The sequence below is a fragment of the Nannocystis sp. RBIL2 genome (assembly GCF_026626745.1).
Lineage (GTDB): Bacteria > Myxococcota_A > Polyangia > Nannocystales > Nannocystaceae > Nannocystis.
Window position 1 is genome coordinate 4234968 of the sequence record NZ_JAPNJW010000001.1, and the last position, 26216, is coordinate 4261183.

The 26216-nt window shown below is 72.0% G+C and carries 26 protein-coding genes; 14 read left to right on the forward strand and 12 right to left on the reverse strand.

Going from position 1 to position 26216, the window contains the following annotated elements; all coding sequences use genetic code 11:
- Nucleotides 1–263 precede the first annotated feature (263 nt).
- Nucleotides 264–1925: an N-acetylmuramoyl-L-alanine amidase gene (locus OV090_RS16545; RefSeq protein WP_267704647.1), complete on the forward strand. Its 1662-nt coding sequence runs from the start codon at nucleotides 264–266 to the stop codon at nucleotides 1923–1925.
- 108 nt (nucleotides 1926–2033) lie between these two features.
- Here OV090_RS16545 and OV090_RS16550 read toward each other — a convergent pair whose 3' ends face one another.
- The 5 genes from OV090_RS16550 to OV090_RS16570 all read right to left on the reverse strand — a co-directional run bounded on the left by OV090_RS16550 (nucleotide 2034) and on the right by OV090_RS16570 (nucleotide 5465).
- Nucleotides 2034–2864 carry a hypothetical protein gene (locus tag OV090_RS16550; RefSeq protein WP_267704648.1) on the reverse strand — a complete coding sequence of 277 codons (831 nt, stop codon included), beginning with the start codon at nucleotides 2862–2864 and terminating at the stop codon, nucleotides 2034–2036.
- Between the two features lie 130 nt (nucleotides 2865–2994).
- Complete coding sequence (locus tag OV090_RS16555; protein WP_267704650.1) at nucleotides 2995–3144, reverse strand: hypothetical protein; 150 nt, start codon at nucleotides 3142–3144, stop codon at nucleotides 2995–2997.
- Nucleotides 3145–3146: 2 nt separating this feature from the next.
- Nucleotides 3147–3326, reverse strand: a complete 180-nt coding sequence (locus OV090_RS16560; RefSeq protein WP_267704651.1) for a hypothetical protein — start codon at nucleotides 3324–3326, stop codon at nucleotides 3147–3149.
- Nucleotides 3327–3402: 76 nt separating this feature from the next.
- Nucleotides 3403–4470 (reverse strand): hypothetical protein, encoded by a 1068-nt coding sequence (locus OV090_RS16565; RefSeq protein ID WP_267704652.1) that lies wholly within the window; start codon nucleotides 4468–4470, stop codon nucleotides 3403–3405.
- An 8-nt stretch (nucleotides 4471–4478) separates the two neighbouring features.
- Nucleotides 4479–5465 carry a hypothetical protein gene (locus tag OV090_RS16570; protein ID WP_267704653.1) on the reverse strand — a complete coding sequence of 329 codons (987 nt, stop codon included), beginning with the start codon at nucleotides 5463–5465 and terminating at the stop codon, nucleotides 4479–4481.
- Between the two features lie 543 nt (nucleotides 5466–6008).
- Here OV090_RS16570 and OV090_RS16575 point away from each other — a divergent pair.
- The 9 genes from OV090_RS16575 (at nucleotide 6009) to OV090_RS16615 (ending at nucleotide 16613) form a co-directional block, all read left to right on the forward strand.
- Nucleotides 6009–7625: an NAD(P)H-dependent oxidoreductase subunit E gene (locus OV090_RS16575; protein WP_267704654.1), complete on the forward strand. Its 1617-nt coding sequence runs from the start codon at nucleotides 6009–6011 to the stop codon at nucleotides 7623–7625.
- A 158-nt stretch (nucleotides 7626–7783) separates the two neighbouring features.
- Nucleotides 7784–9091, forward strand: a complete 1308-nt coding sequence (glp, locus tag OV090_RS16580; protein ID WP_267704655.1) for a gephyrin-like molybdotransferase Glp — start codon at nucleotides 7784–7786, stop codon at nucleotides 9089–9091.
- Between the two features lie 116 nt (nucleotides 9092–9207).
- Nucleotides 9208–11217, forward strand: a complete 2010-nt coding sequence (locus OV090_RS16585) for a molybdopterin biosynthesis protein (RefSeq protein WP_267704656.1) — start codon at nucleotides 9208–9210, stop codon at nucleotides 11215–11217.
- A gap of 32 nt (nucleotides 11218–11249) precedes the next feature.
- Complete coding sequence (locus tag OV090_RS16590; protein ID WP_267704657.1) at nucleotides 11250–12137, forward strand: hypothetical protein; 888 nt, start codon at nucleotides 11250–11252, stop codon at nucleotides 12135–12137.
- Between the two features lie 184 nt (nucleotides 12138–12321).
- The gene (locus tag OV090_RS16595; RefSeq protein ID WP_267704658.1) at nucleotides 12322–12999 is read left to right on the forward strand and encodes a molybdenum cofactor guanylyltransferase; all 678 of its coding nucleotides are present in this window, start codon (nucleotides 12322–12324) and stop codon (nucleotides 12997–12999) included.
- 181 nt (nucleotides 13000–13180) lie between these two features.
- Nucleotides 13181–13807: a VTT domain-containing protein gene (locus OV090_RS16600; RefSeq protein WP_267704659.1), complete on the forward strand. Its 627-nt coding sequence runs from the start codon at nucleotides 13181–13183 to the stop codon at nucleotides 13805–13807.
- A 147-nt stretch (nucleotides 13808–13954) separates the two neighbouring features.
- Complete coding sequence (locus OV090_RS16605; protein ID WP_267704660.1) at nucleotides 13955–15124, forward strand: ribosomal protein L7/L12; 1170 nt, start codon at nucleotides 13955–13957, stop codon at nucleotides 15122–15124.
- A 64-nt stretch (nucleotides 15125–15188) separates the two neighbouring features.
- Complete coding sequence (locus OV090_RS16610; RefSeq protein ID WP_267704661.1) at nucleotides 15189–15854, forward strand: NAD(P)H-binding protein; 666 nt, start codon at nucleotides 15189–15191, stop codon at nucleotides 15852–15854.
- Nucleotides 15855–16163: 309 nt separating this feature from the next.
- Nucleotides 16164–16613 (forward strand): RICIN domain-containing protein, encoded by a 450-nt coding sequence (locus OV090_RS16615; protein WP_267704662.1) that lies wholly within the window; start codon nucleotides 16164–16166, stop codon nucleotides 16611–16613.
- 23 nt (nucleotides 16614–16636) lie between these two features.
- Here the strand turns inward: OV090_RS16615 and OV090_RS16620 are convergent, their stop codons facing one another.
- The 3 genes from OV090_RS16620 to OV090_RS16630 are packed head-to-tail and all read right to left on the reverse strand — an operon-like array spanning nucleotide 16637 to nucleotide 19686.
- On the reverse strand, nucleotides 16637–17788 hold the full coding sequence (locus tag OV090_RS16620; RefSeq protein ID WP_267704663.1) for a hypothetical protein: 1152 nt from the start codon (nucleotides 17786–17788) through the stop codon (nucleotides 16637–16639).
- A gap of 47 nt (nucleotides 17789–17835) precedes the next feature.
- Nucleotides 17836–18558, reverse strand: a complete 723-nt coding sequence (locus tag OV090_RS16625; protein WP_267704664.1) for an enoyl-CoA hydratase/isomerase family protein — start codon at nucleotides 18556–18558, stop codon at nucleotides 17836–17838.
- A 33-nt stretch (nucleotides 18559–18591) separates the two neighbouring features.
- Nucleotides 18592–19686: a hypothetical protein gene (locus OV090_RS16630; protein ID WP_267704665.1), complete on the reverse strand. Its 1095-nt coding sequence runs from the start codon at nucleotides 19684–19686 to the stop codon at nucleotides 18592–18594.
- Nucleotides 19687–19821: 135 nt separating this feature from the next.
- Here OV090_RS16630 and OV090_RS16635 point away from each other — a divergent pair, with 135 nt between their 5' ends.
- Entirely contained in the window at nucleotides 19822–21003 is a 1182-nt protein-coding gene (locus tag OV090_RS16635; protein WP_267704666.1) for a hypothetical protein, read from the forward strand.
- Between the two features lie 21 nt (nucleotides 21004–21024).
- Here the strand turns inward: OV090_RS16635 and OV090_RS16640 are convergent, their stop codons facing one another.
- Both OV090_RS16640 and OV090_RS16645 read right to left on the reverse strand, forming a co-directional pair.
- Nucleotides 21025–21231: a hypothetical protein gene (locus tag OV090_RS16640; protein WP_267704667.1), complete on the reverse strand. Its 207-nt coding sequence runs from the start codon at nucleotides 21229–21231 to the stop codon at nucleotides 21025–21027.
- Nucleotides 21232–21361: 130 nt separating this feature from the next.
- A complete protein-coding gene (locus OV090_RS16645; protein WP_267704668.1) occupies nucleotides 21362–22066 on the reverse strand; it encodes a glutathione S-transferase family protein in 705 nt (234 codons plus the stop codon).
- Nucleotides 22067–22178: 112 nt separating this feature from the next.
- Between OV090_RS16645 and OV090_RS16650 the strand changes: the two genes are divergently transcribed.
- Both OV090_RS16650 and OV090_RS16655 read left to right on the forward strand, forming a co-directional pair.
- Nucleotides 22179–23534: an NAD(P)/FAD-dependent oxidoreductase gene (locus OV090_RS16650; RefSeq protein ID WP_267704669.1), complete on the forward strand. Its 1356-nt coding sequence runs from the start codon at nucleotides 22179–22181 to the stop codon at nucleotides 23532–23534.
- Nucleotides 23535–23689: 155 nt separating this feature from the next.
- Entirely contained in the window at nucleotides 23690–24430 is a 741-nt protein-coding gene (locus OV090_RS16655) for a fatty acid desaturase family protein (RefSeq protein ID WP_267704670.1), read from the forward strand.
- 55 nt (nucleotides 24431–24485) lie between these two features.
- On the opposite strand, the gene OV090_RS16660 is transcribed toward OV090_RS16655, so the two are convergent.
- Together OV090_RS16660 and OV090_RS16665 are read right to left on the reverse strand one after the other, a co-directional pair.
- The gene (locus OV090_RS16660) at nucleotides 24486–24629 is read right to left on the reverse strand and encodes a hypothetical protein (RefSeq protein WP_267704671.1); all 144 of its coding nucleotides are present in this window, start codon (nucleotides 24627–24629) and stop codon (nucleotides 24486–24488) included.
- A 76-nt stretch (nucleotides 24630–24705) separates the two neighbouring features.
- Nucleotides 24706–25218 (reverse strand): hypothetical protein, encoded by a 513-nt coding sequence (locus tag OV090_RS16665; protein WP_267704672.1) that lies wholly within the window; start codon nucleotides 25216–25218, stop codon nucleotides 24706–24708.
- A gap of 98 nt (nucleotides 25219–25316) precedes the next feature.
- Between OV090_RS16665 and OV090_RS16670 the strand changes: the two genes are divergently transcribed.
- The gene (locus OV090_RS16670; RefSeq protein ID WP_267704673.1) at nucleotides 25317–26213 is read left to right on the forward strand and encodes a DUF4349 domain-containing protein; all 897 of its coding nucleotides are present in this window, start codon (nucleotides 25317–25319) and stop codon (nucleotides 26211–26213) included.
- The last annotated feature ends 3 nt before the right edge of the window (nucleotides 26214–26216 follow it).

Below are 26216 nucleotides of genomic sequence, written 5' to 3' on the forward strand. Positions count from 1 at the left end.
GCGGGTGTGCCGTGAGGTCGTCGCGACGGCGCCCCGAATCGCGCGGATACGGCGCCTGGTACCGCCCTGCGACCGGTTCCGATGCGGCTCCGTGCGGCGCCCCTCTTGCGCCCGCAAGGGAGCCGGCGTAAGGACGATGGTGTCATTGTGATGGCCGTTTTCCGGCCGCCCGGGGCTGCGACGTGTCGCTCGCGGCTCTGCGCGTGAGGACGTGTCGCCTCACGCGCGCAGGGCAACGTATCGCCGCACTCGAAGGTTCCGCCATGACGATTCGCTCGCTCCGCATCCTCACCAGCCTCGCCCTCCTCGTGCCCGCCTGTTACGGCGACGACCAGCCCGCCGACAGCGACGCCGACCTGGGCGTCGACGCCGACGACGAGACCACCCCTGACGAGGATGTCCCGGAGATCGATCCGGGCGCGCAGTTCGGCGGGCTCGACGACGAGTTCCGCGACGCGGCCGAGGAGTTCGGCGTGCCGATGACGATCCTCCAGGCCGTCAGCTACGCCGAGACGCAGTGGCAGATGATCGCCGGCGAGGCCGAGTTCGAGGGCCAGGAGCCCGCGTACGGCATCATGGCGCTGCGCGGCGAGCACCTCGGCCTCGGCGCCGGGCTCATCGACGCCAGCCTCGACGACGTCAAGAACGACCGCCGCACCAACATCCGCGCCGCCGCGGCGGTGCTGCGCAGCTACGCCGACGACCTCGAGTTCGACCGCGACGACCTCGGCGCGTGGGCCCCGGCGATCGCCTCGATGAGCGACATCGCCGTCGAGGACGCGCTCGTCAATTACATCCACCACGACGTCTACGGCCCGATCCAGGGCGGCATCGACGTGCTCGACCTGGCCGGCGCCCCCGTGGCCCAGCTCAAGCCCGAGGCGCACGTGGTCCCCGACTTCACCACCCCGAGCGACCCGACGCTCGCGCCCGGGCCCGACTACGCCGGCTCGATCTGGCGCGCCTCGCCGAACTACAGCGCCCGGCCCGCGGGCGAGACCGGCAAGGTGAAGATGGTCATCATCCACACCTGCGAGGGCAACTACTCCGGCTGTTGGGGCTGGCTGGCCAACTCGCAGTCGGGCGTCAGCGCCCACTATGTGGTCAAGGAGGACGGCTCGGAGATCTCCCAGCTCGTCCGCGAGTCGAACAAGGCCTGGCACATCGGCGCCACCTACGACTGCGACCTCAACGCCAAGAAAGAGTGCGGGCTCGAGGGCTACAACTGCAACAACTTCACCGTCGGCATCGAGCACGCCGGCTTCGCCAGCCAGAAGACCTGGAACTCGAACCTGATCAATCAGTCGGCCAAGCTGACCTGTGACATCACCAAGGGTCACGGGGTCGTGCGCGACAAGTACCACATCGTCGCGCACGCGCAGCTGCAGCCGTACAACCGCACCGACCCGGGCGCGAACTGGCCGTGGACGACCTACCTCAACAAGGTCAACGAGTACTGCGGCGCCCAGCCGCCGGCCCCGAACCCCGACCCGGTCCCGTCGGGCACGATCATCGTCGACAGCAACGCGTCGAACAACGACCCGGCCAAGGCCAAGGTCACCGTGTCGGCCAACTGGACCTCGACGGCCGCCACCCCGGGCTTCTACGGCAGCGGCTACTGGTTCGCCAACACCGCGCCGGTGTCCGACGGCGCCGAGTTCTCGTTCTACCTGTCGGCCGCCGGCAGCAAGACGATCGACGCCTGGTGGACCTCCGGCACCAACCGCTCGGCCGCGGCCCCGTTCGTGGTGTTCGACAGCGCCGGCGTCAAGCTCGGCACCGTCAACGCCAACCAGCAGACCAACGGCGGCAAGTGGGTCCAGCTCGGCACCTACAACTTCAAGGCCGGCTGGAACAAGGTCGTCGTGTCGCGCTGGGCCGCCGAGGGCTTCGTCGTGATCGCCGACGCCATCCGCGTCCGCTGACCTTCAGGACATGCGCGTAAGGCCAGGCGCCCGGTGGGCGCCTGGCCTTCGTCGTTGGGTCGGCGCTCGAAGGGACAGCCTATTCCCGCGGGCCGTGCGCTCGCGCGTTCACGCCAGCCGCTTCGACCGGCCGAGTCGGGCCCGCAGCGCCGGCTCCTGCATGACGACGTGGCTCGCGCCCATGGTCGCGAACACCCGCTCGCCGCGCCGCACGCGGTCCGCGAGCAGTTCGACCGTCCAGGCGTCACGGACCTGGCTGACGCGGCCGTTGGCCACGTTAGTGAACGCGGGAGGCGCCGAGAACACCGGGTCGAACCACGCGGCCGGCGCCTCGGACCAGTGAGGGAGCGGCGGCAACAGCCGCACGCACGCCGCGGCCAGCTCGTCCGCGGTCGCGGGCGTGGTGATGCCGGTGGCCTCGTGGAAGTGCCGCAGCACCTCGGCCAGCCGCGCCTCGTCCATCGGCACGCCGGTGCGCGCGCGGTGCTGCGGCATCTGGCGCAGGACGAAGAACACCAGGATCTGCTCGTCGGTGAAGCCGGACGCGTGCAGCCCCTCCACCTGCGCGCGCATCGACGGCTCGATGCTCGCGGCCGGCACCCCGTCCCGTCGCGCCAAAAACCGCACCACCCCGGACTCGCCGAAGCGGGCCGCCGCGGTCACCAGCGACGCCTCGACCTGCGGATCGCCGCCCTCGTTGAACGCCAGCGTCGGGCGAAACTCGGCCCACAGCGCGACGATTCGTGCCACCTGGGCGTCGCCACGATCGTAGATGTGCGCCGCGCCGAAGAAGAGCAGCGCCCCGCGCCCGCGAGCGAACCGCAGGACGTAGGGCGTGTCGTGCTCGACGTGCGCGTACTCCTCGTGCGAGAGGATCCGCCCGCGACGGCAAGCGGCGAGACCCGCGAGGAGCGACAGGACTGCGCGACGGTGGAGCATGCGCGGTCACAGCAATCGGCGTACCGAAAATTTATGGAACGCTCTGCAGTACGGGCGCTCCCGGTCGACGCCAAAATGTCGGCGTCCGCAGCCAATCCTGGCCTGGCAGTCAATCACATGGCGAGCGGCCTCACTCACAGCTGGCCGCCACCCAGTCGGGCAGCGGCCCGCAGTACGCGGCGTCGAACGTCCCGCTGAGACCCCATTCGCCGTCCTCGGTGTGCAGCTCGAACTCGCCGACGATCCGCGGGATCCCGCCGGGCGACACGGTCTCGGCCACGCTCACGCTGAACGACAGAGTGACCTCGCCGTCACGCCGGTCGTCGCCGTCTCGTCTGCGATGGTCGGCGCGGACGAAGCGGTGCCGCTCGTCGAGCTCGTCGAGCTCGTGCCCGCCGACTCGTCGGACTTGCCGGGGCCGCAGGCGATCACGAGCGCGACGGTGGCGACGAAAGGTCTCAAGCCTCGCGAGGCTACCACCGCTCGCGACAGCGGCGACGCCCGCGAGGACGCCGCCGCTCCGCTGCAGCCGAGGGGCTTATTTAAACTTCTGCGACGTCTTGGCCTGCTCGAGCGCGATCTCCTTGACCGCCGCGAACGACGTCGAGTTGGACGCGCCGTCGATCGCCTTGATGGCCAGGTCCTGGGCCTGCTTGAGCGCCGTGGCGAGCTGCTTCGACAGCTCGAGGATCTGCTCGTCCTGCTTCTTGCTGGCGGCCTCGAGCTCGCCAATCTTGAGCTCCTGGACCTTCTTCTTGCCCTCGAAGTCCTTGAGGGCCAGGTCGGACGCGATCTTCGACTGCCGGCGCGCGATCGCCATGCCCTCGGCCTCCGCCTTGTTGGTGGCCGCCTCGAGCTCCTTCGGGTAGGCCACCGACTTCGCCTTGAGGTCGGCGTACTCCTGCTCGCGGGTCGCGATCGTCTGCTCGCGCTCGTTCCACTGGACCGTCTTCACCTCCTGCAGCCCGTCGAGCTCGGCCTGCAGGCGCTTCTTCTCCTGCGCCAGCGCGTCGGCGTCGGCAGTGCGCGCGCGCGTGGTCGCGTAGCCGTACTCCTCGGCCTCGCGCGTGCGCGCCAGCTTGCCGGCCGCGTCGGTCTCGGTGACCGAGCGGGTGCGCTCCTCCTGCTGCTTGCGCCAGCCGGCCTTGCGCCCCTCGAGCTCCTCCTCGACCTTGCGCTTGCGGGCCGCGAATGCTTCATCGGCGCTGCGCTGGGTGTCGAGGTAGCGGCGGACCAGCTCGCGCGTCGTGTCGTCGCCGACCTCGATCGCGTGCAGCGTCTTCAGGTGCTCGGTGTAGCCGGAGATCTCGGAGCGCAGGTTCTCGAGGCGGCCGGACTCGCGGAGGAGCTGTTGCTGCAGCGTCGACGAGGCGTCGCCGAAGCGGGTGCGGATGCTGTCGAGGTCGCGGGTCAGGTCGTCGAAGTTCACGGGGGAGTTCTCCTGGGCGGCGGGAGCGGACTGGGCGGCCGGCGCAGCCTCGGGCGCGGCGGCGCGGGCCGGCGCGGCGACGGGGCCTCTGTCCTTCAGGTTCTTCAGCTCCTGGGCCAGCTCGTTGTAGGCCTCGAGGATCTCTTGCTTCGTGCTCTTGCTGGTGAACGTCTTCATCGCGCGCCTCACTTCCGGGCCGAGGTGCCCTCGATGGCCTTCTGCGCCAGGCCCTGGGTCTGGGCCAGCGCGGCGGTCAGTTGCGCGTTGAGCTCGGCGATCTGGGTCCGCTGCTTCTCGATGCGGTCCTCGAGCGCCTTGATCTTCAGCTCGCCGACCTCGAGGTTGGCCGCGCTGTCGCGCGACGCCAGCTCGGCGTCGACCTTGGCGTCGGCGCTGATCTTGACGATCACCTTCTCGCGCGCCGACTTGCCCGCGTCCTCGATCTCCTTGGCGTAGGCGGTCGTCTTGGTGCGCAGCGCCTCGATCTCGGCCGTCGCGGCCGCGAGCAGCTTCTCACGCCCGTCCCAGTTCTTGTCGCGCTGCGCCTGCGTCTCCGCCAGCTGCCGCTCGAGCAGTCGCCGCTTCTCCGCGAACTCGTCGGCCACCAGCCGGCGCTGGCGCTCGATCTCGTAGGCGTACTTCTCCTCGTCGGCCTTGCGCTCCTTGCCCCGGGCCGCGTCCGTCTCGGCCTGCGTGCTCGCCTTCTCCGCGTCCTCCTTGGCCCACGTCTCCTGCTGGCGGGCGATCTTCTCCTCGAGCTCGCGGACCTCGGCGGTGAACTTGTCCTCCAGCGCCTGCAGCCGCTTGGCGTCGTCCTGATGCAGGATCTCGAGCGCCTCCGCGGCGATCCGCACGTGCTTCAGGTCTTCGACCCGCGTCGCCTCGGCCGCGATCGCCTTGCGCAGCTCGTCGAGCCGGACCGCCTCCGACGCCAGTCGGTCGGCCAGCGCCTCGACCGCGGCGCCGAAGCTGACCTGCAGCTCCGCGAGCCCCTTGATAATGGTCTCGCTGGTGTATTGCGCGGCGCGTTCGACCGCCTCGCGCAGCTTGGCCCGCTCGGCCGCCTCGGCCTTGGTGGCCGGCTGTGCGGCCTGCTGCAGGTGCTTCTGCAGCAGCGGCGAAAAGCTCTTCAACACTTCATCTCGGGACTTCGGGACGATCACACTCGACACGTTCGACTCCTAGACTGCGAACCCCACCAGGGCAGCGATGCGAGGACTTTATCAGAGGCGCATCGCCTGGCGGAGATCACGCGACCGCGGCTGCGTCCTCGTCCAGCGTTGCAGATGCACCGGTGCGCGCCGCCGCGCCATGTCTGCGCGGATCTGCACAATCACAGCGTTCCGTCGCTGCAGCGAATCGCCGGGTCTCACCAATCGCGGCAGATCGACCGCAGCGACGGCGGACATTCGCGGTCGCATTGTCGAGTGTCTCGCGGACGCCGGCGACGGCGGACCGGAGCTCGTCGAGTCGCTCGCGCGACGACACGTGACCTTCGCGATCCTCCGAGGTCGTCGATCGACGGGCGCGGCGTCTCGTCGCCGCGGGATCTTCGACCGCTCGCGACTTCGGCTGGGTCGCCCGTGTCGCCCGTGCACGCGAAGAGCTCGCTGTCCCGTGCACCCCGCCTCACCCCCCGTGCGCCCGGCGCCCCCCGCACAAAAAACCGACCGCCGGGCCCGCGCGCGGCGAGTTGCGCTACCCTGTCGGCGACGATGCGGTACCGACCGCCCAGCATCATTCAGCGCCTCAACGCCTTGCAAGCGGAGCACGGCTGGCTGCGCCAGGACGACCTCGTACTCGCGGCCCGCGACCTCGGCGTCCCGCTGCACCGCATCGAGGGCGTCGCCTCGTTCTACCCGCACTACCGGCGCACGCCGCCCGCCGCGCATCGCCTCGACGTCTGCCGTGACCTCGCCTGCGCCATGCGGGGCGGCGCCCACTGCCTCGCCGAGCTGCAGGCCGGCGCCGCCGCGCACGAGGCCGCCACTGGCGAGCGCGTCGAGGTCTGCGAGGTCTCGTGCCTCGGCCGCTGCGACCGCGCCCCGGCCGTCCTCGTCGAACACGACCCGCACACCGGCGCCGCGGCCGCCCTCGCGGCCTTGCATACCGAGCACGCCCCCGAGCACCTCGAGGTCGCCGCCCGCACGTATCGCGTCGATCCGTACGCGCGCCCCGGCGAGCGCTACGCGACAGTGCGCGCCCTCGCGGCCGGCGGTGCCGCGGCCGCCGAGGCGTTGCTCGGCGAGCTCAAGGAGGCCGGCCTGCGCGGCATGGGCGGCGCCGGCTTCCCGACCGCCCTGAAGTGGCGCACCGTCCGCGACGCCGTCAGCGACGAGAAGTTCGTCGTCTGCAACGCCGACGAGAGCGAGCCCGGCACCTTCAAGGACCGCGAGCTGCTGGCCAGCCTGCCGCACCTCGTGTGGGAGGGCATCCTGCTCGGCGCGGTGGTCGTCGGCGCCCGGCGGGCGATCGTCTACCTGCGCCACGAGTACGAGCTCGAGCGCCGCGTCCTCGCGCGCGAGCAGGAGGTCGCGGCGCGGGTCGCCGACGCACTCGGCATCGCGCTCGAGATCTTCGTCTCGCCCGGCGGCTACATCATGGGCGAGGAGACCGCGCTGCTCGAGGCGCTCGAAGATCGGCGCGGCGAGCCGCGCAACAAGCCGCCGTACCCCGGGATCGCCGGTCTGTTCGGCCAGCCCACCCTCATCAACAACGTCGAGACCCTCACCATGGCCACCGCGATCGCCGCCCGCGGCGCCGCGTGGTGGAAGGCCCAGGGCCTGCGCGGCTGCGCCGGCCTCAAGTTCGTGTCGATCAGCGGCGACGTGGTCAGCCCCGGCGTCTACGAGCTCGCCACCGGCACCACGATCGCCGAGCTGATCGCCCTCGCGGGTGGCGTGCCGGGCGGCGCTTCCGTGCAGGCAGTGATGCCCGGCGGCGCCTCGACTGCGTTCCTCGGCGCCGACGCCCTGGGCACCCCGCTGGACTTCGACCACCTGCGGCGCGCCGGCTCGTCGCTCGGCTCGGGCGCGGTGATCGTCGTCGCCGAGGGCCGCGACATGCTCGAGCTCGGGGCCAACGTCACTCGCTTCTTCCGCAACGAGTCGTGCGGCAAGTGCGTGCCGTGCCGGGTCGGCACCGAGAAGGCAGTCGCCCTGCTCGACCGCTGGCTCGCCGGCGAGGCCGCCGAGGGCACCCCCGAGCTGCTGCGCCAGCTCGATCGCACCCTCGCCCAGACCAGCATCTGCGGCCTCGGCCAGGTCGCCCTCCTGCCGGTCGTGTCGATCCTCGACCGCCTGCCGCCGACGCGCCCGACCCGGAGGCCATGAGCGGCGGGGCCAAGCCCGGGAGCCCGGGCGACGCGTCCGGTAGCGACGCCGATGTCTCGCAGCGCGGACCCGGTCGACATGTCCCCGAGGACATGCCCGCCGCGAGCGAGGCCGACGCCGACGCCGTCAGTGAAACAAAAGGACATGTTCCATCGGGCATGTCCCATACCCCCTTCACCAGCGCCTCGCGTCGTACCTCCCGACCCAGCGACGACCCGCGCATGCGCGGCTTCCAGGCCCGCGCCGACCTCGCCGACGCCCTGGCCCTGCTGCGCGAGCGCGCGGTCCGCTTGCCGGCCGAGTCCGTCCCGCTGGCGGCCGCGTTCGGCCGGGTCCTCGCCGGCGACGTCCTCGCGCCGATCGACGTCCCCGGCTACGTGCGCGCCGCGGTCGACGGCTACGCCCTGCGCGGCGAGGACAGCTTCGGCGCCACAGTCGACGCGCCGCTGGTCCTGCCTGTCCGCGGGGACAGCTTGCCCGGGCGCCCGTACCCGGCCGCGCTGCGCCCCGGCGAGGCCGTGCGGATCGCCACCGGCGCCCCGCTGCCGGCCGGGGCCGACGCAGTGCTGCAGGCCGAGCTCGCGCGCGAGGTCGTGCGCGGCGGGCGGGTCCTGGTCGAACTGCTCGGCTCGGTGCCGCCGCTGCGTCACACCGGACAGGTCGGAGAGGACATGTCCCGCGGGACATGTGTGCTCGCGGCCGGGCGCCGGCTGCGGCCGCAGGACGTCGGCGCCCTCGCCTCGCTCGGCCTCGCCGCCGTCTCGGTGGTCCGCCGCCCGCGCCTCGGCCTGCTCGTCACCGGCGACGAGCTCGTCCCGCCGGGCACGCCCCCGGGCCCGCACCAGATCGTCGACAGCAACTCGCTCGTGCTCGCCGGCCTGGCCGCGCGCGACTGCGGCGAGTGGCTGGCCCCGCTGCGCGCCCGCGACGGCGCCGAGGCCCTGCGCGCCGGCCTCGACGCGCTGCTGGCCGGCCCCGCCGATGTCCTGTTGATCACCGGGGCGACCAGCGTGGGCCCCGAAGACTTGATGCCGCAGATCTTCCGCGAGCGCGGCGAGCTCGACGTGCACGGCCTGGCGGTCCGCCCGGCCAGCCCGACGGCCCTCGGCCGGGCTCACGACGGCCGCCCGGCGTTCCTGCTCCCCGGCAACCCGGTCTCGTGCCTGTGCGCCTACGAGCTGGTGGTCGGCCCGCTGGTGCGCGCCCTCGGCGGCCTGCCCGACCCTTGGGCCTTCCCGCACCGCAGCGTCGAGCTCGTGCTGGCCCGCAAGCTGACCAGCAAGGTCGGCCGCACCGACTTCGTCCGCGTGCGCCGCGTCGGCGCCGGCGAGGTCGAGCCCGTCGCCACCAGCGGCGCCAGCAACCTGTCGTCCACAGTCGTCGCCGACGGCTTCGTGCTCGTCGACGCCGATAGCGAGGGCGCCGCCGCCGGCGAGCCCGTCCGCGTGCATCTCTTCGATCCCTGACCTCCCCGTGACCGAGCAGCGTCAATTCCTTCAGGTCGCCGCCGCCTGTCCTTCAAGACATCCGCTCCACGACCGCGTCAGCCCTCCCACGCTTCCTCTCTTCACCCCTTCTCCCCGTGACCGAGCAGCGTCAATTCCTTCAGGTCGCCGACCCCGAGGTGGCAGTCGCCCGCTGGTGGGCCGCGGCGCAGCCCGTCCCGCTGGCCAGCGAGGAGGTCCCGCTGGCGGCGCTGTGCGGGCGGGTGCTGGCCGAGGCAGTGGCCAGCCCGCGCGACGTCCCCGGCTTCGACCGCAGCAACGTCGACGGCTACGCCGTGCGCGCGGCCGACACCTACGGCGCCAGCGAGCGCGCCCCCGCGCGGCTGTGCCTGCGCCCCGAGGCCGTCGTCCCGGGCGTCCCTCCGGACATGACCCTCGGACCAGGTGAGGCCGTCGCCATCGCCACCGGCGGCGCCCTCGTCCGCGGCGCCGATGCGGTCGTCATGGTCGAGGACACCGACGAGGAGCGCGGCGAGCTGCTCGTGCGCCGCCCCGTCGTGCCCGGGGCGATGATCGCGGTCGTCGGCGGCGACATCACCCGCGGCGAGGTCGTGCTGCGCCCGGGCGCCCGCCTCGGCCCGCGCGAGACCGCCGTCCTCGCGGCTGTCGGCCGGGCCGTCGCCCGCGTCGTCCGCCGCCCGCGGGTCGCCATCCTCTCCACCGGCGACGAGCTGGTCGCCCCCGGCGCGCCGCTGCTGCCCGGGCAGATCCACGACTGCAACCAGACCTTCCTCGCCGACAGCTGCCGCGAGCTCGGCGCCGAGCCGCTGGCCCTCGGGATCGTCGGCGACGACCCGGCCGGACTCGACCTGGCCCTGCGGACAGCCCTGCACGCGCACGCCTGCGACCTCGTGCTGCTCAGCGGCGGCACCAGCAAGGGCGCCGGCGACCTCAGCGCGGCCGCCGTCGCCCGCCTGCCCGGGCCCGAGCCCGGCGCCCCCGCCGTGTGCGTCCACGGCGTCGCCCTCAAGCCCGGCAAGCCGCTGTGCCTCGCCGTCACCGCGGTCGGCGAGCGGCGGGTCCCGCTGGCCGTCCTGCCCGGCTTCCCGACCTCGGCGCTGTTCACCTTCCACGAGTTCGTCGCCCCGCTCCTGCGCGCCCTCGCCGGCCTGCGCGCGGCCGCTGCCCCGGCCCTGGCCGCCAGCCTGCCGCACGACCTCGCCAGCGAGCGCGGCCGCCGCGAGTACGCCCTGGTCCAGCTGATCGCCGGTCCCGAAGGACATGCCCCCGAGGACATGCCCACCACGACAGGTCCTTCCGAACATGCCCCCGGGACCAGCCGCCCGCTGGCGCTGCCGATCGGCAAGGGCTCGGGCTCGGTCACCGCGTTCTGCCGGGCCGACGGCTTCATCGCGGTGCCGCGCCAGACCGAGCGCCTGCTCGCGGGCGCCGCGGTGCAGGTCCACCCGATCGACCGCGACGCGGCCGCGCCCGACCTCGTGATCGTCGGCAGTCACTGCACCGGCCTCGAGCGCCTCGTCGACCGCCTGCACGCCCGCGGCCTGGCGGTGCGGCTGCTGGCCCAGGGCAGCCAGGGCGGCCTCGCGGCGGCCGCCCGCGGCCTGTGCGACGTCGCCCCGATCCACCTGCTCGACCCCGGCACCGACGCGTACAACCGCGCCTTCGTGCCGGACGACTGCGACCTCGAGCCCGGCTACGGCCGCATGCAGGGCCTGGTCAGCCGCCCGGACGACCCGCGCTTCGCGGCCTGCCCCGCGCCGTTCGCCCTGCCCGCGTGCGTGCGCGACCCCGCGGTGTTCCTGGTCAACCGCAACCGCGGCAGCGGCACGCGGATCTTGCTCGACGCGCTGCTCGGCCCGGGGCCGCGGCCGTCCGGCTACTCGCACGAGGCCCGCTCGCACAGCGGCGTGGCCGCCTGCGTCGCCTCCGGCCGCGCCGACTGGGGCGTGGCGATCTCCACGGTCGCCCGCGACGCCGGCCTGCGCTTCTGCCCGATCCGCCTCGAGCACTACGACTTCGTCATCCCCCGCCCCCGCCGCTCCCGCCCCGCCGTCCAGCTCTTTTTAAAGGTTCTGGCAGACCCGGAAGTCCGTGCCGAGCTGCGCGCGGCCGGCTTCGACGCCTGACGATCTGTCTCTTGCAGCATGTCTTCATGAACATGTCCGTTGAAACATTTCATTTACATCACCTGCGCGACCTCGAGCTGTCGGCCGCGAGCGGCCTGGTGCGCCGCGGCGGCTGGTCGTTCGTCGTCGCCGACGACGAGCTCGAGCTGCACGCCTACCCGGAGGTCGGCCCGCCGCGCCGCTGGCCGCTGCGGGCGGGGGAGCTGCCGCGCGAGCCGGCCGCGCGCAAGCGGGCCAAGCCCGACTTCGAGGCGCTGTGCCCGTGGGAAGGCGGCGCCCTGCTCGCGCTCGGCTCGGGCTCGCGGCCCAACCGCCGGGCAGGCGTGATCGTCCATGTCTCTGAGGACATGTCCTCCGCGACATGCTCCGAGTTCTCGCTCGCGCCGCTGCACGCCGCGCTCGCCGGCCACGTGCCGGAGCTCAACCTCGAGGGCGCGGCGGTGTGGGGCGGCCACCTCGTGCTGCTGCAGCGCGGCAACGGGGCCGGCAACCGCAGCGCGCTGATCCGCCTCGACCGCGCCGGCGTGGCCGCGGCGGTGGCCGCCCGCGCGGCGTGGACCGCCGACCTGATCCGCGACCTCGCGTTCATCGACCTCGGAGACCTCGGGGGCGTGCCCTACAGCGTCACCGACGCCGCGGCGCTGCCCGACGGCGGCCTCTTGCTGACCGCCGCCGCCGAGGACACGCGCGACACCTACGCCGACGGCGCCTGCCTCGGCTCGGCGCTGCTCCGCCTCGACCCGCCGCACCACGTCGTCTGGCGCCAGGCGCTGCCGGGTCACCTCAAGTTCGAGGGCGTGTGGGCCGAGCCCGACGGCGACGTCGTCCGCGTCCACCTCGTCGCCGACGCCGACGACCCCACCGTCCGCGCGCCGCTCTACGTCACGGCCCTCGATCCGCGGACCGGCCTGCCGCGCTGAGCCGCGTCGTCGACGCCACGAGCGTCCGCCTCGCGCCGCGAACACATGGCCGGGCGGTCTGCATCCTGGAGTCACTCGCAGCCGCGATCTTCCGCGAGCGCCGCCGCCAGCGCGAGCGCGACGCGGGCGCACGCGGCTCTCTTGCCAACGCAGGCTGCCTTTGTCACCCTCGCCCTCGGCCGCCATGTCCGACGCCTCCATCCAGTCCTGCGGCGCCATCGTCCTCGCGGGCGGTCGTTCCTCCCGCATGGGTGCGCCCAAGGCCCTGTTGCCGTGGCGCGGGCAGCCGCTGCTGCTCCACGTCGTCGACGTCCTGCGCGAGGTGTGCGACAGGCCGATCGTTGTCGTCGCCCAGACCGGTCAGCCGTTGCCGCCGCTGCCGCCCGAGGTCGTGCTGGCCTACGACCCGCCCGAGTTCGACCACGGCGGCCCGCTCGTCGGCCTGTTCGCCGGCCTCGGCGTGCTCCTCGCCCACCGCGCCGAGTTCGCTTACCTCGGCGCGTGCGACAGCCCGTTCCTCAGCGCCGACTACGTGCGCCTGCTGGTCCGCCGGCTCGTCGACGAACCTGGCCTCGGGGGCATCTTGCCGTTCGACGCCCCGGCCTCGGGCGACCCGGCCGACCGCCACTTCCCGCACCCGCTGGCCAGCGCCGTGCGCGTCACCGCCGCTCACGCCGCGGCGGCCGAGGTGCTGGCCAAGAGCGGCAGCCGGCCGCTCTTCATGTTCGACCGCCTCGGCGCGCGCTGGCTCGACGCCGCCGAGCTGCCCGACCGCCGCGTCCTCCGCACCTGCAACACCCCGCAGGAGTACGACGAGGCGCTCGCGCTCGACCGCCAGGACCGCGGCCCGACCGGCGCGTGATCGGCTCGCACGCGCCGCCCGAGCCACGCCCGCGGTACGCTGCTCCAGCGCGGATGCGCGGCGCCGCAGCGCGACCATCGGCTGTCTCTTGCGCCAGGTTCTCCTCGCGTCCGCGCGCAGGTGAGTCACGCCACGCGTTTACGCGCGCCGCAGGAGGCTCACGCGTGGTACCGTCACGCCGGTGAACGACCCCGTGTCCGTGCCCGCGCCCGCCGCCTCGCGCAACCCGCTCCGGCGGATCTACCACTGGGTGCTGAGCTGGGCCGACACCCCATACGCCGTCCCGGCGCTGATGGCGATCGCGTTCGTCGAGTCGAGCGTGTTCCCGATCCCGCCGGACGTCCTGCTGATCGCGCTGGCGCTGTCGGCACCCACGCGGGCGTTCCGCTTCGCCCTGTGGTGCACCCTCGGCTCGGTGCTCGGCGGCCTGTTCGGCTACCTGCTCGGCTACGCCCTGTGGTCGACCTTCGAGCCGTACATCATCGGCCCGGTGTTCTCGCGCGAGACCTTCGAGCTCGTCACCGGCGAGTACCAGAAGCACGGCGAGCTGGCCGTCTTCATCGCCGCGTTCACGCCGATCCCCTACAAGGTCTTCACCGTGGCCGCCGGCGTCGCCCAGATCAACATCGTCGGCTTCACCCTCGCCAGCATCCTCGGCCGCGGCGGCCGCTTCTTCCTCGTCGCCGCCGTCATCAAGCTGGCCGGCCCGCGCGCCAAGCAGCTCATCGACAAGTACTTCGACGTCGTCACCATCGTCACCGGCCTCCTGCTGGTCCTCGGCGTCGTGCTCTACCAGCTGCTGCGCTAGCGCCCGGCCGGACATGTCCGATCGGGCATGTCGCAAACTTCAGGACATGCACCAAAGAGCATGTCCCGGGGGTCCGCGGGCCAGGATCGGGAACCTCGCCAGGCCCCTTGACGTTCGCGCCGCCGCCGGGCACGCCTTGAGGGCGACATGACGGACCCAGCCTTCGTGAGCTGCCCGGGCCTGACCGACGACGAGCTGCGCCAGGCGCTGCGCGAGCTGAAGGCCGCACGCAAGGACCGGTCGCGGATCCATCGCGCCCTGGCGGTGTGCAACCGCGAGGCCGACTGGCATCGGGTGATGTGGCACATCGCTCGCCACCGCCTGACCCGCATCGAAGATCACGAGCCGCTGCTCGACGTGCTCGCCGAGACTGCCATGATCGATCCGTCCTCGTCGCCCGACCTGCCGCAGATCGCCGCCGAGCTGCTCGCGCGGATCCCCGACGACCGCGATCACGGCCTCCCCTCCGGCTGGAACCGGTACGTCGACGACCTCGTGTTCGCGCTGTACCGCCACGATCGGCGGCCGTTCCTGGCCATCCGCCCGCGCCTGCCGCCGCGCCTGCGCTGCGCCCTCGACTTCGTGCGCGGCCGCCTCGGCGAGCGCCTGGGCGACAGCGAGCGCGCCGACGTCCTGGCGATGCTGCTCGCCCACGCCGGCAGCGTCGGCCTCACGCGGGTTCGCTTCCTGCGGCTCCTCGACGACGACGGCGAGGAGCAGGAGCTCCTGCTCCAGTCGGCGAACGAGGTCCGCGCCGTCGCCCTGCGCTTCGGCAGCGGCGAGGCGTGGGACGACGGCCTCGTCGCCGAGGTCCGCAAGAACCGCTGGACCTACTTCGACGACGTCTTGCCGGCTCTGGTCCGCCTGCCGCTGGACGAGCTGCTGGCGCTGCTCCTGCCGCATCGCCTGTCCGCCGGCCTGTTGCACACCCTGCTGTCCGATCGGTCCGATGACGACGAGGTCCTGCGCGCCGCGGCGCTGACCCTGCCCGCCGACTCGGACGGCGCCTGGCTGCGGCACGGCCTGGCCGAGACGTTGAAAGCCCGCGCGACCCCGCCGGTCGAGCAATGCGCGGTGCAGCTCACCCGCGTAGGTCCCGAGCGCATGCGCCTCATCAAGCTGCTCGCCACCCGCACCCCGCTCGGCGTGCAGGGAGCGCGCGCCGCCATCGAAGCCGTGCCCGCGGAGGTCTCGTCCGGCATGCCTGCGGACGCGGCGAGGGAGCTCGCCGCCGCCGTCGAGGCCCTGGGCGGGGAGCTCGTGCTGAGCCGCTTCCGCACCGTCCCGGGCCACATCGTCCACGACCCGCTCCCCTGAGGATCACGCCGCGGCGCGAAACTCGAGCCTCGCGCCGCGAACCGGGCTACACAGGCGAGCAGCCATGCACCCACCGCCTCGAACGGCCCTCCTCGTCGGCGCCACCGGTCTCGTCGGCCGCGAGCTCCTCCGCCAGCTCCTCGCCGACCCGCGCTACGCCGCAGTCACGGTCCTGGCCCGCCGCTCCGCCGGCGTGCAGCACGACAAGCTCACCGAGCACCTCGTCGAATTCGACCGCCCCGACGACTGGCGCGCCGTGGCGAAGGGCGATCACCTGTTTAGCGCCCTCGGCACCACGCTCAAGGCCGCCGGCTCGCGCGAGGCGCAGTACAGGGTCGACTACACCTACCAGTACGAGGTCGCCCGCGCGGCCCGCCACCACGGCACCGAGGCCTACGTGCTCGTGTCGAGCACCGGCGCGTCGGCGAAGTCCGCGATCTTCTACTCGCGCATGAAGGGCGAGCTCGAGCGCGACACCGCCGCCCTGGGCTTCCCGCGCGTCCGCATCCTCCAGCCCGGCCCGCTCGACGGCGACCGCCAGGAGCACCGCACCGGCGAGCGCTGGGCCCTGCGGATCCTCCGCCCCCTGGCGCCGATCCTGCCCGCCGCGGCGCGACCGATCGACGCCGCCATCGTCGCCCGCGCGGGCATCACCGCCGCCTTCGATCCCACGCCCGGCGCGCTCCGCCTCGGCGCCGCCGACCTGTTCCGCCTCGGCGCCAAGGCGTGACGGCGACCGTGTCGCCACATGTCCCGAAGGACACCCAGGCGCCGCTCGCAGCCGCGTCGCCGCGACGACCGTCCCGCAGGCGAATGCGCGACCTGTCTTGAAAGACATCTACCGAGAATCGCCGCGCTCGCCTCGCGCCACGGCTTTCCGCGGCGGTTCACCCTCGTGAGCAGCTCTGCGCATTCCGGCGACGCCGCGAGCGCCGCGCTGGCGGGGCCGTGCAGCGCATCACCGGGTATTCCTCGCACATGGCCGGACACCACCGGAGTGCTACCTCCTTGATCGATTCGTCGAACGGAGGTCGCTACCATGTCCGCTATCGAGCACGGGCAATATTATTATGCGAAGCACCAGTTCTCCGGCAAATACGTCTGCTCCGGGCATACGGACAACGGCGGCGAACTGTGGCTCTGGGGGCCCATTCCCGAGGGTCACGAGGTCCGCTACAAGTTCGAGCTGCAGGACACCGGAGGCGGCTATTACTACCTCCGGCACGAGTTCTCCGGCAAATACGTGTGCTCCGGCGAGACCGAGAACGGCGGCAAGCTGTGGCTGTGGGGCCCGATCCCCGGAGGCCACGAGCCGCGGTACCGGTTCGAGATCATCCCCGGCGAGGAGGGGCTCTATTACCTCCGGCACCAGTTCTCCGGCAAATACGTGTGCTCCGGCGAGACCGAGAACGGCGGCAAGCTGTGGCTGTGGGGGCCGATCCCCGAGGAGCACCGGATCCGCTACCGCTTCGACCTCATCCGCGCCTGAGCGCATGGCCCGAGCGATGAACCTCAGCGCCGCGTCCCGGCGATGAACACCGCCTCTGGCTCCGCCAGCGTCGACGGTGTCACTCGCGGGTCGGCGGTCACGATCAAAAAGCTCGCGACCCCGCCCGCCACCAGCACCCCCGGCCCCTGCGAATCGAGCCCCCAGTAGTGCGCCGGCGCCGACGTCATCGCATTCACGATCGCCTGGCCGTCGAGACCTGCCTCCACGAGCAGATCGATCTCCTCGCCGGAGATCCCCGCCAGCCGCGTGTTCCCGAAGTCCGTCCCGTACAGCACCGTCACCCCGACCGCGCGCAATTTTATTAAATTCTCGACGGCGGCGCCGCCGAACGCCGACAGCGTCGAGATCGCCGTCCGGCCGGCCCACGCCTCGACCGTGCGCGCCTGCAGCGGCTCCACTGGCACGTGGGCCAGCAGGTCGACCCCGGCCTCCGCGGCAGTGCGTGCGTGGCGGTCGAACAGCGCGTGCGCGGCGACCTTCAGCCCGCGCGCGTGCGCGGCCGTCACGATCGCCTTCAGCGTCGCCGGTGGCAGCGTCGGCGCGTCGGTCATCGGCACCTTGATCAGCTTCGCCCCCGCGGCGGCCAGGGTCTCGACCGCCTGGGTCGCCGCGGCCGGTCCGTCGACCTCGAGCCCGTAGCCGTCGCTACCCCAGTCGCGGGTCGGGTAGCCGCCGCGCGCAGTGATCATCGGCCCGCTCGGCAGCACCACCAGCTCGGCTGGCCCCTCGCGCTCGCGCAGCGCCGTCAGCGGCGCCGCCAGGTCGACCGCCGCCGCCACGCCGCCGTCGAGCATGCGGCGCCCGCCGGGGAGGTAGCTCAGGTGGACGTGGCTGTCGATCGCGGCCGGCACGATCCACCGCCCCGCGCGCTGCAGCTCCGGCGGCCCCGCGGCGACCGCCCCGATCGCCGCGATCCGGCCGTCCTTCACCTCGACGTCCGCCACGCCGACGCCGACGACCTCGGCCCCGCGGATCACGAAGTGCCCCGCGCGCGGCTCGGCCTCGATCGCCGCGACCTCCCGCACCTCCGGGCGCCCCGCGTCCCCGGCGGGCTGCGCCGCCGGGGACGGCCGCCCCGGCGCGCACGCCAGCAAAATCAGCCCGACCAGCCCCGCCCAAGCCGCATGTCCTCCGGAGCAGGACCGATAGGACATGTCCTTCATGACATGCCCTCTCGAACCTGCCCCTTCGGACCTGTCCCTCACGGCTTCTTCGCCTGGGCCTTCGCCGCCAGGAACGCGCCGATGCGGGCGCGCAGGGCCGGGTCGGTCCAGTGGGGCAGCAGCGCCGCGCGCTCGGCCCGGCGCTGGGCCGGGTCCATGTCGAGCACGCCGCCGCGGATCGCCCGCTTGGCCGCGCCGTAGGCGTCGGCCGGGTGGCTGGCGAGCTCGGCGAGGCGCTGGCGGGCGACCGCCTCGGCGGCCGCGGCCACCTCGTCGACCAGGCCGACGCGCAGCGCGTCCTCGGGCCCGTACAGGCGGGCGCCGAGGATCACCTCGTCGAGCGACTGCGGGTTCACCCGCCGGCGCGCCAGCGCCAGCGCCGTGCCGGGGAAGTGCAGGCCGAGCGCCACCTCGTTGAGGCCGATCTTCAGCCGCGGGTCGGCCGCGCACACGCGGTGGTCGCAGCACATCGCCACCAGGCAGCCGCCGGCGATCGCGTGGCCGCTGACCAGCGCGACCGTCGGTCCGGGGTAGTTGTAGAGCTCGTGGAGCAGGTCCTCGAGGACCGCCAGGAATTCGTCGAGTCCGGCGGCGTCGAGCGTGGCCAGCTCGAAGAAATTGAGCCCGGCGGAGAACGCGTCGCCTTCGCCGCGGACCAGCACCGGCTGGCCCTCGGCCCGCGCCAGCTGGCCGCGAAGCGACTGCATCAGCGCCGAGCTCAGCGCGTTCTTCCCCGGACCCGACAGGACGACATCGATCATCGCCCTGATTTTACCGCGTCGGGCCGGCGCGGCTCAGCGGAACAGCGACATGATCTTGTCCCACCAGCTCCGGGCGCCCGCCGCCTTCGCCGCGAGCCCCTCGTCGTCCGCCGTCCGGTCGCCCCCGACCGACGGACCGCCCGCCTCGTCGGCGTCCGCGCCGGCGTCGTTCCAGTCGGCGAGGATCTCCTCGAGCGTCTCGACCAGCGACGTGTAGTCCTGGATCTCCGACTGCAGGTAGATCCGCTCCGGCACGTTCTTGTTCTGGATCGGCGCGAACGCGGCCTGGGCCGTCGCCAGGTGCTCGCGGCCGCGGAGCAGGCAGCGGGTCACCGCCCCCTTCGCCTCGTCGCCGGTCTGCCCCAGCTCGACCAGGTCGCGCGCCGCGGCCTCGGCCGAGCTCACGGTCTCCTTGTCGTGGCGGTCGAGGCAGTCGAGCAGCTGCGGCACGCAGGCCGCGAGGGCCTGGCGCTGGCGCGCGCGGTCGCCTTCGAGCTCGGTCTGGATCTTCTGCGCCAGCAAGTGGGCCGCGTGCCAGCGGGTGCGCGGCACCGGCGACTGCAGCTCGGCGAGCGCCGAATCGACGGTGTACTCGACCTCGGGCTCCTCCTCCTGGGCCGACACCGCCGCGCGGTTGGCGATCATCTGCGCCGCCTGGGCCTGCATCGCCGCGACGTGGGCTGGGTTGTACTTGGCGTACAGCTGGCCGTACTGCGTCGTGATCTTGTGCATCGTGTCCTGGCTCATCGCCTGGTTCCACGCGTCGCGGCCGCTGTGCCACGCTGCCGCGCTGACGCCGTGGCGCGCGAGCAGGCCGTCGAAGTCGACGCCGGGCTGGGTCGCCTCGGCCGACAGCCGGGCGAACATGTCGAGCGTCAAGCCGCCGCGGACTTCCTGGCTCATGTCGGCGACGTCGCCGAAGTGCGCCTGCATCGTCAGCGCGGTCTGGGCCGCGTTGAAGCGCGCCCACAGCTGCCCGCTCTTGTCGGCGTCCATGCGGGTGTGCCAGCTGTTCCACGCCTGCGCCCAGGCCGACTCGTCGACGCCCTTGGTGGCGAGGTAGCGCAGGAAGTACGGCTTGAACGCGGGCTCGCCGTGTTGCGCCCGCAGCTCGTTGTGTTTGCTCATGGTCTCGGCCATGGCTTCGATCGTCAGTCCGTGAATTGCGTCCATTGGGGGGTTCCGGGGGCGCGCGGATACCACTGGCGACGTAGCACGCGCAAGCCGGCGAAACCGCGCGGCCATCCTGTTATCCTCCCCGCCATGCGTCCCTTCCTCGCCCGCCTCGCGGCCCCGTTGACCGTCCTCGCCCTCGCCGCGTGTCAGGGCCAGAGCAAGCCCGCCGCCGACAAGCCCGTCGACAAGCCCGCGACCGACAAGCCCGCGACCGACAAGCCCGCGACCGACAAGCCCGCGACCGACAAGCCCGCGACCGACAAGCCCGCCGTCGCGCCGGCGGACAAGCCCGACCCGGGCGTCCCGCTGGCCGGCGAGCGTCACTTCAAGTCGCTGCAGCAGCTGACCTTCGGCGGAGAGAACGCGGAGGCCTACTTCGCCGGCGACGAGAAGCGGCTGGTGTTCCAGAGCACCCGCGACGGGGCCGGCTGCGACCAGATCTACACGCTCGACCTGGCCGACAAGACAGCCAAGAAGGTCAGCTCGGGCAAGGGCCGCACCACCTGCGCTTACTTCCTGCCGGGCGACCAGCGGATCCTCTACGCCTCGACCCACGCGGCCGCCGACGACTGCCTGCCCAACCCCGACCGCAGCCGCGGCTACGTGTGGAAGCTCTACCCCGAGTTCGACATCTACACCGCCGCCGCCGACGGGAGCGACATCCAGCCGCTCGTCACCGGGCCCGGCTACGACGCCGAGGCCACCGTCTCGCCGACCGGCGACGCGATCGTGTTCACCTCGACGCGCGACGGCGACCCCGAGCTCTACAAGATCAACGTCGACGGCACCGGCCTCGTCCGCCTCACCAACACCGTCGGCTACGACGGCGGCGCCTTCTTCTCGCCCGACGGCAAGCGCATCGTCTATCGCGCCAACCACCCCGAGGGCGAGGAAGAGCTCAAGGCCTACGACGACATCATCAAGGAGCACCTGGTCCGCCCGACCCGCCTCGAGATCTTCGTCATGAACGCCGACGGCAGCGAGCAGCGCCAGATCACCAAGAACGGCAAGGCCAACTTCGCCCCGTTCTTCCACCCCGACGGCAAGCGCATCATCTTCAGCTCCAACCAGGGCGACCCCAAGGGCCGCAACTTCGACCTCTACCTGATCGGCGACGACGGCCAGAACCAGGAGCAGGTCAGCTTCAGCGACACCTTCGACGGCTTCCCGATGTTCACCCGCGACGGCAAGCACCTGGTGTTCGCCTCCAACCGCGGCGCCAAGAGCCACGGCGACACCGACGTGTTCCTCGCCGAGTGGGTCGACTGATCCTGTCCCGAGGGACCTGTCCTAAGGGGCCTGTCCCGAAGGACCTGGCTCTCGGGCCTGCTCGACGGGCGGCGCGAGCAGCTCCCGGCGCTCGCGTTTGGCGGCGAACATCCGCTCGAGCCCGACGAAGTAGGCCACCAGGTCGAGCGCCACGAACACCGCGACGCCGACGGCGATCGCCGCCCCGCGGCCGCGCCCGCGCCGACGCACCCCCCGGCCGGCGAACACCGCGAGGGTGACGATGCCCGGCAGACCAAAAGGCCGGCCCAGCCGAGACGGAGCGAGTCGAGCAGCAACGTCGGCGGCCCTCAGGCCCGGAGGGCCGTGAAGGGAGCGATGTCGGCCAGCAGCGGCGCGCTCACGACTCGGGCTCGGTCAGATACGAGTAAGGCGTCTGCTTCCACACCGACGGCCAGGTGGCGATCACGCTGGGCCGCTCCTTCATGCGCAGGCAGAAGGCGTGGAGGTTGGGGTAGCGCTGCTCGAGCTCGAGCCCGAGGTGGGCCGCGGTGGCGACGTAGGCGAACACCGCGAGGTCGGCCAGGCCGATGGCCGAGCCGGACGCCCAGTGGCCGATGCCGTAGTAGTACTCCCAGAAGAACAGCTCGTCGTGGAGGAACGACGCCAGGTGGTCGACCTCGCCCGGGTCGAGGTCGATCGCCTTGGTGTTCATCAGGTACGAGAACAGCGCCATCCCGACCTGCTTGAGGTTGTTGGCCTCGTGCAGCCGCGTCAGCGCCCGCCCGCGCAGCGCGTTGGTGTTGGGCAGCAGCGCCGGCTGCGGGTAGGCGTATTCGAGGTAGTCGAAGATCGCCAGCGTCTCGTAGACGACGATGTTGCCGTCCATCAGCACCGGCACGGTCCCGCGCGGGTTCTTGGCCAGCATCTCGGGGCTCTTGTGCTCGCCTGCCGCGAAGTTCAGCAGCTTGCACTCGTGGTCGAGCCCCTTCTCTTCGAGGGCCAGTCGCACCATCCAGCACGGCGGCGAGCACTCGACCGCGCGGATCGTGCTGGGGTCCGGCATGTACAGCCTGATCTCCTCAGACGATTCGGACGAGGACATGAGTGCGCCTTGTTAACACTTCCGTCCGCCGCGCGTCAAGCGCACACCTGGCCGCCCGGTTAAAGGACCCTTCAGCGGCCCCTCGGAGGTCTTCGAGTACACTTCCGGCACAATGAACGCCGGGAAAGCCAAGAAGCGCGTCATCATCGTCGGCGGGGGTTTCGGCGGCCTGCGCGTGGCTCGCGGGCTGGCCGGCGCCGACGACCTCGAGATCACCCTGCTCGACCGGCGCAATCACCACCTGTTCCAGCCGTTGCTGTATCAGGTCGCCATGGCCGGCCTCAGCCCGGCCGAGATCGCCGTCCCGATCCGCACCGTCTTCAGCCGCCAGCGCAACTGTCGCGTCATCCTCGAGTCCGCGGTCGGCATCGATTTCGAAAACAAAAAACTGAAGACGACCGGCCTCGGCGACCTCGACTACGACTGGCTCGTCCTCGCTTGTGGCTCGCGTCACAGCTATTTCGGCCACACGGAGTGGGAAGACTACGCGCCCGGCCTCAAATCGCTCGAGGAGGCGACGGAGATCCGCCGCCGGGTCCTCACCGCGTTCGAGCTGGCCGAGAAGGAGACGGACCCGGCCAAACAGCGGCGCCTACTGACGTTCGTGGTCATCGGGGCTGGCCCGACAGGCGTCGAGCTCGCCGGGGCGCTCGGCGAGATCAGCCGGTTCACCCTGTCCCGCGACTTCCGCCGCATCGACCCCGAGCGCGCCCGCGTGATCCTCATCGAGGCCGGTCCGCGGATCCTCCCGACCTTCGCCGAGAAGCTGTCCGACAAGGCCACCCGCGACCTCGAGTCGCTCGGCGTCACCGTGTGGACCAACACCATGGTCACCAACGTCACCGCCGAGGGCGTCGTCCTCGGCGGCGAGTCGGTGCAGTCCGCCACCGTGCTGTGGGCCGCCGGCGTGGCCCCGTCCGAGCTCAACCGCTCGCTCGGGGTCGAGCTCGACCGCCAGGGCCGCATCCTCGTCGAGACGGACTGCAGCATCCCCGGGCACCGCGAGGTGTTCGTCATCGGCGACCAGGCCCACCTCGAGGAAGAGCCCGGCAAGCCGCCGCTGCCCGGCCTGGCCCCGGTGGCGATCCAGCAAGGCCGCCACGTCGCTCGCAACATCCTGCACGAGCTCAAGGGCAAGCCGCGCGAGCCGTTCCGCTACCTCGACAAGGGCCAGATGGCGACCATCGGCCGCCGCCGCGCGATCGCCCAGTTCGCCGGCATGGAGATCGCCGGCTTCGTCGCCTGGCTGGCCTGGCTGCTCGTCCACGTCTACTACCTGATCGGCTTCAAGAACCGCCTGCAGGTCATGTGGGAGTGGACCTGGTCGTATATCCGCTTCCGCCGCGGCGCCCGGCTGATCGTCAACAAGGAGTGGCACGCTCCGCGGGCTGCGCCGGCCAAACCAGCCGAACCACCGCCCGTACTCGAGCCGCGCCCGCCGCCGCCGGCCACTCAAGCCCACGCGTGAGCTCGCGGGCGCGAGCGTAGATTTGCCCGCGGGACGCCGCTCCGCGCCCGATCGCACGCGCGGATTCGCCAACCGCGTCGGTCCGTGCGCACCCTCTCGTCGCGGAAGCCCTTTGCAAAAGCGGCCGAACTGCCGCGATCATCGTAGCGACCGCGATGTCCGCCACCCCCGACGACATCCCTCGCGACTACGACATGAGCGGCTCGCTGTGGATGCGTCTGGTCGACGCCTCCAGCATGTCGGTGTTCTTCTTCTTCGAGTACCTGCTGGCGCGCGACGTGTACCTGCACCTCGACACCGCGCCCGGCGGCCTTGCGACCTGGCTCTTGCCGCTGGCGCTGCTGCTCGGCTACGTCACCGCCGACTTCGTCTCGGGCTTCGTGCACTTCCTGGCCGACAACATCGGCTCGACGCGCACGCCCTTCTTCGGCCCCGTGTTCATCCGCCCGTTCCGCGAGCACCACGTCGACCCCCTGGCGATCACCCGCCACGACTTCCTCGAGGTCAACGGCGCCAACTGCCTGATCAGCCTGCCGGTCCTGGTCGGCACCTGGTACTTCGTGCCGATCCACGGCACCGCCTCGCTGTTCTTCTCGGCCTACATCGGCCTGTTCCTGTTCGGCATCTTCCTGACCAACCAGTTCCACAGCTGGGCCCACCACCCGAACCCGCCTGCGTGGATCCGTCGGCTCCAGCGCACCGGCCTGATCCTCGGCCGCGAGCACCACGCGCGCCACCACACGCCGCCGTTCAACACCTACTACTGCATCACGTCCGGCTGGCTGAACCCGATCCTTGCCAGGACCCGCCTGTTCGAGCGCCTCAAGGAGCCGCTCCGCCGCGTGCTCGAGCCGATCGCCGGCAAGGCCGACGAGGTCGGCGGCGTCCAGGAGTAGCTGTCCCTCGGGACAGTTTTCTAAAAACACCTGTCTCTCGGGCCAGCGCGTCGCGCTACGCCGGCCGCGTCCACAGCGGCGGCCAGTCGTCGAAGCGCACCACCTCGACCCCGTCGATCGCCAGCGCGTAGAGCGGCTCGTCGGGGAAGTCGCCGAGGCGGATCGTCCAGCGCTCGCCGTCGACGGTCGCCACATACATGGCCGAAAGGTCCTGTCCCTTCGACCATTCGATGACTCGCCGCAGCCGCCCGTCCATTTGCATCTTTCTTTGAACTTTAAAAACCCAGGCTTTGGTTGACGCCGGCGTCGGTCTTCTGCGCGCTCTCGACGATCGCCAGGTAGGCCGCCTCGCCCGCGAGGCCCTTGGCGTGGTTGCGCTCGAGCAGCCAGTCGAAGGTCGGCCCGTCGGGGTTGCCGTACTTGGCGCGATCGCGCTCTTGCAGGGCCGCCAGCTCGACGGGGTCGGACATCATCGCGCGCGCGGTCATGCGGGCGTCGTGGCGCAGCTGGTACGCGCGGCGGGCCTGCTCCTCCGCGGGGATCTGCTCGGCCTTCCAGCGCTCGACCTCGCCGGCGATCGCGGCCACGCGCTCGAGATAGAGCTGACGCGCCTGGCGATTGGTCCAGCGGGTGCCGGTCTGCTCGAGCCGCTCGGCCTCGGCGGCGTCCTTCGGACGCGGCAGCCCCTCGGGCCAGGCCTCGATCGTCGCCTCCTCGCGCGAGCAACCAGCGAGCGCCGGGCCGGCCAGGCACAGCGCGACGAGGGCGAACCGGAGCCACGAGCGCACGGGGCCATGATGCCACAACACGCCGCGCCTGTAAGTCGCGCCCGGGGCCCGACGTTCGCCGGTTATCATCGGCACCCTCGCCGCCTCGTGAGCCCGTGATGCATCGACTCCGACACCTCCTGGCCGCCGCGTTCATCCTCACTTCGTTCGGTTGCGCCAAGTCGGCCAGTGAGGCGGCCGCGCCCTCGCCCCCGATGGAGGAGTCCTACGGCGGCGGCGGCGCGATGGCCGGCGGCGAAGCGGCCGCCCCCGAGATGCCGTACCCGACCGTCGCCTCCAAGGCCGACGACTACGAGGACGCCGCCGTGCGGGACGCCGCCCCGGCCGCGACCTCGCTGGGCGCCCCGGCCCCGCCGAGGGGCGGCGTGGCCGGCCCGACGCGCCCCGAGCCCAAGCCGGCGGACACGCCGACCGCCAGCAGCGGCCAGGGCGAAGAGAAGGGCAAGGAGCCGCAGAAGCAGTTCGCGCGGCAGATCATCTACACCGCCGACATGGCGATCTCGTGCTTCAAGCTCGACGACGCCATGCAGCGGGCCGAGGCGCTCACGCTCGAGTCCGGCGGCTACGTGCAGACCATGTCGCAGGGCTACTTCGTCCTGCGGATCCCCGCCGCCCAGCTGCGCCGCGTCATGGAGGAGCTCGGCAAGCTCGGCGTGGTCGAGTCGCGCAACCTGCAGGCCCAGGACGTGACCCAGGAGTACGTCGACCTGACCACGCGGATCCGCGTGCTGCGCGAGACCCAGAGCCAGCTCATCACCCTGCTCAAGCAGGCGCGCAACGTCCAGGAGGCGCTGGAGGTCCGGCGCTCGCTCGACGCCATCACCATGGAGCTCGAGCAGGCGCTCGGCCGCCTGCGCCTCCTCGAGAACCAGATCGGCTTCTCCACGCTCACCGTGCGGATGAGCGAGCGCGGGCCCCAGAACGCGGTCCCGTCGAGCAACGATCCCTTCCCGTGGGTCGACACCCTCGGCGTCGAGGCCACCGAGTGGAACTGAAGG

Coding starts and splice junctions, on each gene's coding strand:
- OV090_RS16545 (WP_267704647.1), top strand. CDS start 264: ATGACGATTCGCTCGCTCCGCATCCTCACCAGCCTCGCCCTCCTCGTG.
- OV090_RS16550 (WP_267704648.1), bottom strand. CDS start 2,864: ATGCTCCACCGTCGCGCAGTCCTGTCGCTCCTCGCGGGTCTCGCCGCT.
- OV090_RS16565 (WP_267704652.1), bottom strand. CDS start 4,470: ATGAAGACGTTCACCAGCAAGAGCACGAAGCAAGAGATCCTCGAGGCC.
- OV090_RS16575 (WP_267704654.1), top strand. CDS start 6,009: ATGCGGTACCGACCGCCCAGCATCATTCAGCGCCTCAACGCCTTGCAA.
- glp (WP_267704655.1), top strand. CDS start 7,784: ATGTCCCATACCCCCTTCACCAGCGCCTCGCGTCGTACCTCCCGACCC.
- OV090_RS16590 (WP_267704657.1), top strand. CDS start 11,250: ATGTCCGTTGAAACATTTCATTTACATCACCTGCGCGACCTCGAGCTG.
- OV090_RS16595 (WP_267704658.1), top strand. CDS start 12,322: ATGTCCGACGCCTCCATCCAGTCCTGCGGCGCCATCGTCCTCGCGGGC.
- OV090_RS16605 (WP_267704660.1), top strand. CDS start 13,955: ATGACGGACCCAGCCTTCGTGAGCTGCCCGGGCCTGACCGACGACGAG.
- OV090_RS16610 (WP_267704661.1), top strand. CDS start 15,189: ATGCACCCACCGCCTCGAACGGCCCTCCTCGTCGGCGCCACCGGTCTC.
- OV090_RS16615 (WP_267704662.1), top strand. CDS start 16,164: ATGTCCGCTATCGAGCACGGGCAATATTATTATGCGAAGCACCAGTTC.
- OV090_RS16620 (WP_267704663.1), bottom strand. CDS start 17,788: ATGTCCTATCGGTCCTGCTCCGGAGGACATGCGGCTTGGGCGGGGCTG.
- OV090_RS16625 (WP_267704664.1), bottom strand. CDS start 18,558: ATGATCGATGTCGTCCTGTCGGGTCCGGGGAAGAACGCGCTGAGCTCG.
- OV090_RS16630 (WP_267704665.1), bottom strand. CDS start 19,686: ATGAGCAAACACAACGAGCTGCGGGCGCAACACGGCGAGCCCGCGTTC.
- OV090_RS16635 (WP_267704666.1), top strand. CDS start 19,822: ATGCGTCCCTTCCTCGCCCGCCTCGCGGCCCCGTTGACCGTCCTCGCC.
- OV090_RS16645 (WP_267704668.1), bottom strand. CDS start 22,066: ATGTCCTCGTCCGAATCGTCTGAGGAGATCAGGCTGTACATGCCGGAC.
- OV090_RS16650 (WP_267704669.1), top strand. CDS start 22,179: ATGAACGCCGGGAAAGCCAAGAAGCGCGTCATCATCGTCGGCGGGGGT.
- OV090_RS16655 (WP_267704670.1), top strand. CDS start 23,690: ATGTCCGCCACCCCCGACGACATCCCTCGCGACTACGACATGAGCGGC.
- OV090_RS16660 (WP_267704671.1), bottom strand. CDS start 24,629: ATGTATGTGGCGACCGTCGACGGCGAGCGCTGGACGATCCGCCTCGGC.
- OV090_RS16670 (WP_267704673.1), top strand. CDS start 25,317: ATGCATCGACTCCGACACCTCCTGGCCGCCGCGTTCATCCTCACTTCG.